Annotated in this window: 7 protein-coding genes; 3 read left to right on the top strand and 4 right to left on the bottom strand. The window is 73.1% G+C overall.

The window, feature by feature from the left end:
- Positions 1–109 precede the first annotated feature (109 nt).
- The 4 genes from ACFXDJ_RS09630 to ACFXDJ_RS09615 form a co-directional block, all read right to left on the bottom strand.
- Positions 110–1,504 carry an O-antigen ligase family protein gene (locus ACFXDJ_RS09630; RefSeq protein WP_384848628.1) on the bottom strand — a complete coding sequence of 465 codons (1,395 nt, stop codon included), beginning with the start codon at positions 1,502–1,504 and terminating at the stop codon, positions 110–112.
- Between the two features lie 2 nt (positions 1,505–1,506).
- Complete coding sequence (locus ACFXDJ_RS09625; protein WP_384653792.1) at positions 1,507–3,174, bottom strand: exopolysaccharide biosynthesis polyprenyl glycosylphosphotransferase; 1,668 nt, start codon at positions 3,172–3,174, stop codon at positions 1,507–1,509.
- Between the two features lie 2 nt (positions 3,175–3,176).
- Positions 3,177–4,334: a glycosyltransferase family 4 protein gene (locus ACFXDJ_RS09620; RefSeq protein WP_384653788.1), complete on the bottom strand. Its 1,158-nt coding sequence runs from the start codon at positions 4,332–4,334 to the stop codon at positions 3,177–3,179.
- 112 nt (positions 4,335–4,446) lie between these two features.
- Positions 4,447–5,637 carry a DUF3344 domain-containing protein gene (locus tag ACFXDJ_RS09615; protein ID WP_384653786.1) on the bottom strand — a complete coding sequence of 397 codons (1,191 nt, stop codon included), beginning with the start codon at positions 5,635–5,637 and terminating at the stop codon, positions 4,447–4,449.
- Between the two features lie 103 nt (positions 5,638–5,740).
- On the opposite strand from ACFXDJ_RS09615, the gene ACFXDJ_RS09610 reads away from it, so the two are divergent.
- The 3 genes from ACFXDJ_RS09610 (at position 5,741) to ACFXDJ_RS09600 (ending at position 6,996) form a co-directional block, all read left to right on the top strand.
- Complete coding sequence (locus tag ACFXDJ_RS09610) at positions 5,741–5,995, top strand: chaplin (protein WP_384653784.1); 255 nt, start codon at positions 5,741–5,743, stop codon at positions 5,993–5,995.
- A gap of 117 nt (positions 5,996–6,112) precedes the next feature.
- A complete protein-coding gene (locus ACFXDJ_RS09605) occupies positions 6,113–6,523 on the top strand; it encodes a rodlin (protein WP_384653782.1) in 411 nt (136 codons plus the stop codon).
- A gap of 239 nt (positions 6,524–6,762) precedes the next feature.
- Positions 6,763–6,996, top strand: a complete 234-nt coding sequence (locus ACFXDJ_RS09600; protein WP_384653780.1) for a chaplin — start codon at positions 6,763–6,765, stop codon at positions 6,994–6,996.
- Positions 6,997–7,121 lie beyond the last annotated feature (125 nt).

The raw sequence follows: 7,121 nt of genomic DNA, 5'->3' as shown, positions 1-7,121 counted from the left end.
GGCGCGCGGCCGCCGGGGGGGGCCGGGGGGGGCGCGCGGCGGCGGCCCGCGCGCCGGCCGCCCCCCCCCCGGGGCCCGCCGCCCCCCCCCCGCCAGGGCGTCGTATCCGTCACCGGCCGGCCGCACCCTCAGGGGCGAAGCGTCCCGGTCCGCTGACGGAGGCCCGTCCCACCGGGGTCGGCCCGGACTCCTCGCCGGAGGCAAGGGCCCACCAGGCGGCCAGGCCGATGATCACTCCGGTCAGGACGGTCGAAGGGCCGCCGATGTCCGCGTAGAGGAAGTCGGTCAGCTGCCACACCAGGAGGCCGGTCGCGACCAGTCCGCAGTCCCGCAGGGCCGGTCCGCCGGCCGCGCACCTGCGCAGGCCCGCCACCAGCAGCGCCGCCCAGCCGCCGGCCAGCGCGACCAGCCCGATGAGCCCCTGCTCGCTCAGCACCAGCAGGTACATGTTGTGCGGGGACAGCAGCGGCTGGCGGATGAAGGCCTGGCCCGCGCCCGCGGTGTCGCTGCCCGAGGAGAGCGCCAGCCCGGAGTGCGCGTCCCGGTTGGCCGGGAAGCCCTTGAGGCCGACGCCCACCGCGGGCCGCTCGCGCCACATCGATCCGGCGGCGGCCCACATCGTGTAGCGGTCGGTCACCGACTGGTCGGGGGCGTCGGAGACCTGCGTGATCGAGGTCAGCCGCTCCGCGACCATCTCGGAGCCGACGCCGAGCCCGCCCACCAGCACCACGCCCACCGCGGCCAGCGCCACCAGCACCTTCAGGGCCCGCCGGATCCCGGCCAGCCCCATCACCAGGACGGCCGCGACGGAGGTCGCGATCCACGCGCCCCGACTGAACGACAGCACCAGCGGCAGTGCGAGCGCCAGCGCCGCCGCTGCGGAGAGCCTGCGGATCCGCGCCGGCAGCCCCGGCGCGAGCGCCGCGGCCGTGGCGGCGACCAGCCCGTAGGCGACGACCGTGGCCATGCCCATCACGTCACCGGGTCCGAAGGTGCCCACGGCGCGGATGTCCTCGCCCTGGTACGAGGCCCCGGTGTGGGTGGCGAACTGCACCACGCCCACCGCGCCCTGCACCAGCCCCAGCACCACGAAGCACCCGGCGGCCAGCCGGAACTCCCCCGCGTCGCGCACCAGCAGCACGATCGCCGCCGGGACCAGCACGAAGACCTGGAGGTAGCGCACGAAGCCGGGCAGGGCCGCGTACGGGTCCCCCGCGGTCACGGTCGAGACGGCGAGCCCGACGGCGGGCAGGCCCAGGACGAGCACCCCGAGCGGGGTCAGGGGCCGCACCCGGCCCCGTAGGACCTGGATGCCGCAGACGAGCACGAGCAGCAGCGAGGCGGCGTCGGCCGGGCCGACCTTCCCGGAGGCGGTCGCGTCACCCGCCGGCACCGGGATCAGCAGGGCCAGTACGGTCCCGGCCAGCGGCAGCAGGGGCCAGTGGCGGCGCAGCAGGGTCCCGAAGTCCGGGCGTCCCCATGAGTGGTGCACGGCAAGGCTCATGCTCAGCTGCCCCCCAGCCGGAAGCGGAAGAAGGAGGCCGCGGTGCGGGCCAGGATCCACAGGTCCTGCCACAGCGACCAGGTGTCGATGTAGTGGTTGTCGAAGCGGGCCCGGTCCTCGATGGAGGTGTCTCCGCGCAGGCCGTTGATCTGGGCGAGGCCGGTGATGCCGACGGGCATCCGGTGACGGGCCTCGTACCCGGGGTGGACGCTGCTGAACTTGGCGACGAAGAAGGGCCGTTCGGGGCGCGGACCGACCAGGCTCATGTCACCCCGGACCACGTTCCACAGCTGCGGCAGCTCGTCCAGCGAGGACTTGCGCAGGAAGGAACCGATCGGGCTCATCCGGCAGTCTCCGGCCACCGTCCAACGGGTGGCGGACTCGTGCGCGTCGGCGCGCAGGGTACGGAACTTCAGCAGGGTGAAGGGGCGCCCGTACAGGCCGACCCGCTCCTGCCGGAAGATCACCCCCGGCCCGTCGGAGACCCGTACGGCCAGTGCGCAGGCGCCCATCACGGGCGCCGCGGCCAGCAGCGCGAGCGCGGCGAGCGAGGAGTCGATGACCCGCTTCGCGTACCGCTCCAGCGGCCGCGCGGGACGCGGCAGCAGCGGCTGGACGGCGTACCCCCACAGCTGGTCGGCGGGGCACGCGACGCGCATGCCGGTGACCTTGGCGGTCCCGGCCGGGTCGGCGAGCCAGAGCCGGCAGCCGTGGTCGTGGAAGAGCCGGACCAGGGAGGCGGTGCGTTCGTCGGCCTCGGGCGGGCGGGTGAAGACCGCGTGGCGCACGGAGTTCTGGATGACGGCCCGGCGGATGTCCTCGTGGGTGGCGAGTACGGGTACCCCCGCGCTCCCGTCCTCGGCGGCGGCGGTGTCCGCGAGCCCGACGGGGCGCAGCCCGTACTCGGGGCGGCCGTGCAGGGCCGCGGCGACCGCGCCGGCTCCGGCGACGGGTCCGACGACGAGCGCGGAGGCGGGCCGGCGGACGCGGGTGCGGCGGCGGAGCTGGTTGACGAACCCGCGTCCCGCGCAGGCCAGTACGGCCTGGAGGCCGACGGAGGCGAGGAGCGCCACCCAGTTCAGGGCCGCGCGCGGGGCGAAGGCGGCCAGCGCGGCGGCGGCCCCGCACCACAGGACGGCGGCCCGCCCGGCCAGCGCGGGCAGTTCGAGGAGCGCGGAGGGGGCGAACCGCGGCCGGTACAGCCCGGCCTGCGCGTGCAGCGCGGCCAGCAGGACGGCCAGCAGCAGGACGAGCAGCGGGACGGCGGCCGGCCCGGCCACCTCGCGCGGCAGCTCCGGCCGGGGCAGGGCTGCGGCGGCCCCCAGGACGGCCAGCGCGTCGGCGGTCAGCAGCGGCAGGACCCCGTCGCGGCGCCGGACCCGCTTCGGCCGGACGGCCGGCCGGGCCTGCTCGGCCCTGGGCCCGCGCGGCGGGTGGATGGCGGTCACGGTGCGGCGGACGGCGGTGGCGGCGGAGCCGGGGCCCGCGCCGAGCGTGGCGGTACCGGCCGTGGTGGTGGCCGCGGTGGTGAGGCCCGCGGTGGCCGGGCCCGCGGAGATGCCGGCCGTGCCGGTGCCGGTGGTGCCCGTACCGGCCGTGCTCGTACCGGCATGGCTTCCGGCGGGCCCCGGGCCGCCCTGCCCGGTGTGCCGGGCGGGTGCGCTGTCCATCGTCATCGGCTGATGCGCTCCTGGTTCAAGGGCCGGGGCCTGCCCAGCAGTTCGTGGTACAGACCGGTGACCGCGTCCGTGGTCCGCCGCACGTCGAATTCCATCCGCGCGTGCCGCTGTGCCTGCTCTCCGAGTTCGGCGAGCAGCCGCGGCTCGGCCAGCAGCCCTACGAGGGCCTTGGCCAGCGCCGTCGGGTCCTCCGGCTCCACCAGGCACAGCCGCCCCTGCCCGGGGGGCAGGCTCTCCCGAGCACCGCTGACGTCGGAGACCAGGACCGGGCGGCCACAGGCCATGGCTTCGAGCGGGGCGAGCGCCATGCCTTCCCACCGCGACGGCAGTACAACGAGATCGGCGGCCCGAAGCCACGGTCGGATGTCGTGGACGGCCCCCGCGAAGTGCACTCCGGGCGGGGCCGCGCGGCGCAGCCGTTCCGTGTCGGGACCGTCCCCGACGAGTGCGAGACGGGCCCCGGGGACGGCTCCGAGCAGCTCCGGCCAGGCCCGCAGCAGGATGTCCTGCCCCTTCTGGAGGCAGAGCCGGCCGACGCAGACGGCGAGCGGCCCGTCGCCCTGGAAGGCGGCGGGCAGCGGCAGTTCGGCGCGCGCCGCGGCCTTGTCGCGCACCGGGTCCGGTCCGCCGGGCCGGAAGTGGTCGAGGTCGACGCCGTTGCGGATCACCGACCAGCGGGCGGCGATCCCCTCGGACTCCCCCGTCCGGCGTTCGGCTTCGCTGACGCAGAGCACCCGGTCGGCCCAACGGGCCCCGAACCGCTCCCAGCGCAGGGCGAGCGCGGCGGTGGCCCCGCCGACGGCGTCGAAGGACCAGGCGTGCGGCTGGAACACGGTCGGGACGGCCCCGCGCACGGCGAGCCGCCCGGCGAGCCCGGCCTTGGCGCTGTGGGCGTGCAGGACGTCGGGCCGGACCCGGCCGATCACCCGGCGGGCGCCGAGCACTTCGGCGGCGAGCCCCGGCCCGAGGGCCCGCCCGGCACGCCAGGTGAGCACCTCGGCCCCGGCGGCGCGGGCGGCTTCGGCGAGCTGTCCGCCGCGCGGGCAGCCCACGACGGCCCGCAGCCCGGCGGCGGACTGGGCGCGGACGAGGTCGACGACGACGCGGGCGACCCCGCCGTCCACGGGCTGGACGAGGTGGAGCACGGTCACCGCCCGGCCGGGCTGTGGGGAAATGGAGGAAGCGGAGGAGGAGGCTGGAGCTGAGGGAGAAGAAGCTGAGGGAGAAGAAGGCTGTTTCGGCACGTGGAGCGGTCTCCTGCGTTCAGCGGCGCGCGTCTGTCTGAACGAAGAGCACACCGAGGAAATGACCCTGGCTTTCGCCCGTGAACCTGAAGGTCAGGGTGCGGGCGCCACCGGACAGGGCGGGACTCAGATCGAACACGTCCGCGTCATATCCGAGATTATTCATATGTTCGGGCTGTCGCACGAACGAGGGATGTCCGAAATCCGTGATCGTGGAATTCATAACATCATTAAATGGATTTTCACCGTCGCTGAGGCTGACCCGACGACCACTGTCGGCGGTCACCGTGAGTGAGTCCCCCAGGACCCCGCGGTCCCCGTCGTACCCGACCACCCCGACCCGTCCCGAGGCCCCGGGCGCGGCGCCGAGACCGGCGACCTCCACCGTCTCGCCCGCCGCCTCGCCGGCCCCCGCGGTCAGCTGTTCGAAGCCGTCCCAGACCGAGAGCCTCCGTAGCGGCTCGCGCGGGTGCTCGTAGGCCACCACCAGCGTCCAGCCGCCCCAGGCACCCGTCTGCGAGTGCCCCATGGCGATGTTCAGCTGGGCCACCGTCCACATCCCGGCGCCGCCCTTGCGCACCTGCGGCGTCACGTCCGCGGAGGCCTGATAGGCATCGCTGCCCTCGTCGCTGCGGTGCCCGATCACCGTGTCGGCCAGCACTTCCCGGTACGCGCCGCCCGGCTCGGCGACGAGCACCCGGCCGTTGTCCTCCGGCGGCTTCTGCTCGCCGACGCGCAGGTTCCCGCCCCAGTAGAGCCGGGCGTACGAGACCTTCGCGCCCTGCGGGATCTTGAGCTCGGCCCGGGTCGAGTTGTAGGTGTCCGGGTCCTTGTCGACCTCGTCGTAGAACATGTCGAAGTCGCCGTTGGTCCCGGCGGCGCCCTTGTTGACCTCGGCGCAGGGCTCGGCCTGCGGACTCTCCTCCTTGCGGCAGCCGATGGACGAGTTCGAGGCCCGGACCAGGCCGCCGTGCTGCACGGCCTGATAACGCTGGGTGAAGGGAAGCCTCGGAGATTCCTTGACCAGCGGTGCTCGCACCGCCGGCGGGGCCGCGGCTTCCGCCCCGGGCACGTTCACCGAAAGTGTGAGGCAGGACAGCAGACCGAGCGTGCCGAGGATTCTGCGGGAGGAACCCATGACCCTGTCTCCATTTTCGATCAGGGGGACAAAACAGGAGTGAACTTTGTCAGAACTCAGGCGGGAAATCACGCCGGACTCGCCCGTACGGCCTTTTGAGCGATAGCACGCACCCTCGGGTCGGGCAGGTCGTTATGGCTTGCAAGACTGTTCGAACCCGAAAGGAAAAACAGAGATGAAGAAGAGGCTGGTGCGCGGCACCACCATGGCAGTCGCAAGTGCCGCGATGCTGATGGGCGGCGCGGGCCTCGCCTCCGCGCACGGCGGCGACGGCGCGGCGGCCGAGGGAGTCACCAAGGACTCCCCCGGTGTCCTGAGCGGCAACCTGCTCCAGGTCCCGGTCGACGTCCCGGTGAACGTCTGCGGCAACACCGCGAACCTGATCGCCCTGCTGAACCCCTCGTTCGGCAACACCTGCGTCAACGCCTGACGTCAACCGTGCCGCCCGAAACTTCGGCATCCGAGTGAAGAGACGCAACCCGAACCGCGGTTGGACCGTTGATCCGGGTGCTTGAGTACCGGGCAATCCTGCAAAAAAGGGACCATCATGATCAAGAAGTTTGCGGCCGGCGCAGCGGTTGCCGCCTCGTTCGTCGGTCTGGGTGCCGCCATGGCCCCGCAGGCCATGGCCGTCGGCAACGACAACGGCATCAACACCGTGAACGGCAACGGCGCCTCGCAGATCTACGGCAACCAGGCCACGTACGGGAACATGAGCCCGCAGATGGCGCTCATCCAGGGCTCCCTCAACAAGCCCTGCATCGCCCTGCCGGCCAAGGCCAACGTCCAGTCCGTCCTGGCTCTGGTCAACGTCGGCGTCCAGGACATCCCCGTCCTGTCCAGCCCGCAGAACCAGCAGTGCACCGAGAACTCCACCCAGGCCAAGGGCGACGAGGCCCTCTCGCACATCCTGGACAACATCCCGGTCCTGTCCGGCAACGGCTCCGCCGGCAGCTGACAGCACCCCGCGCACCACGCCGCGAGGCCGTCGCACCTTCGGGTCGCGGCGGCCTCGCCGCATGCGGGGACCCGAATAGAGATCCGTCGAAATCAGGTCAGAATTCAGGACGCACGATCCTGCACGAGCATCTGAGTGAATTGGCGCGACACTCGCAAAAACACCCGGTTTCTTTTTCCAGAACCACTCGTTGTTATTTCTGCAGTGGATACGCCCCTGCGGGAAGGAATCGAAAACAAATGACGTACAAGAAGGCAGTGGTGCTGGCCGCCGGCATTCTGATGGCCGCCGGTGCCGCCTCCCCCGCCATGGCCGACTCCGTGGCCGACGGCAAGGCCGTGGGCTCGCCGGGTGTCCTGTCGGGCAACCTGCTCCAGGTCCCGGTGCACGTCCCGGTCAACGTCTGCGGCAACACCGTCAACGTGATCGCGCTGCTGAACCCCGCGTTCGGCAACACCTGCGTCAACAACTGACGAAGCGCTTGCGCCCGCAAGGGCAGACCTCCTCGGGGTGGGGGGGGGGGGCGGGGGCGGGGGGGGGGGGGGGGGGCGCGGCCCCACCGGCACCAACGCCTGAGCGAGGGCGGGCGCGCCGGGAT

The sequence above is a fragment of the Streptomyces sp. NPDC059443 genome, assembly GCF_042750105.1.
In the GTDB taxonomy this organism is placed as follows: domain Bacteria; phylum Actinomycetota; class Actinomycetes; order Streptomycetales; family Streptomycetaceae; genus Streptomyces.
Note: the sequence above shows the minus strand (reverse complement) of the source record. Positions and strands in the feature narration are given on the sequence as shown.

Bases quoted from the DNA above. Each gene is read 5' to 3' on its own strand.
- ACFXDJ_RS09630 (WP_384848628.1), bottom strand. From the start codon at position 1,504: ATGAGCCTTGCCGTGCACCACTCATGGGGACGCCCGGACTTCGGGACC.
- ACFXDJ_RS09625 (WP_384653792.1), bottom strand. From the start codon at position 3,174: ATGGACAGCGCACCCGCCCGGCACACCGGGCAGGGCGGCCCGGGGCCC.
- ACFXDJ_RS09610 (WP_384653784.1), top strand. From the start codon at position 5,741: ATGAAGAAGAGGCTGGTGCGCGGCACCACCATGGCAGTCGCAAGTGCC.
- ACFXDJ_RS09605 (WP_384653782.1), top strand. From the start codon at position 6,113: ATGATCAAGAAGTTTGCGGCCGGCGCAGCGGTTGCCGCCTCGTTCGTC.
- ACFXDJ_RS09600 (WP_384653780.1), top strand. From the start codon at position 6,763: ATGACGTACAAGAAGGCAGTGGTGCTGGCCGCCGGCATTCTGATGGCC.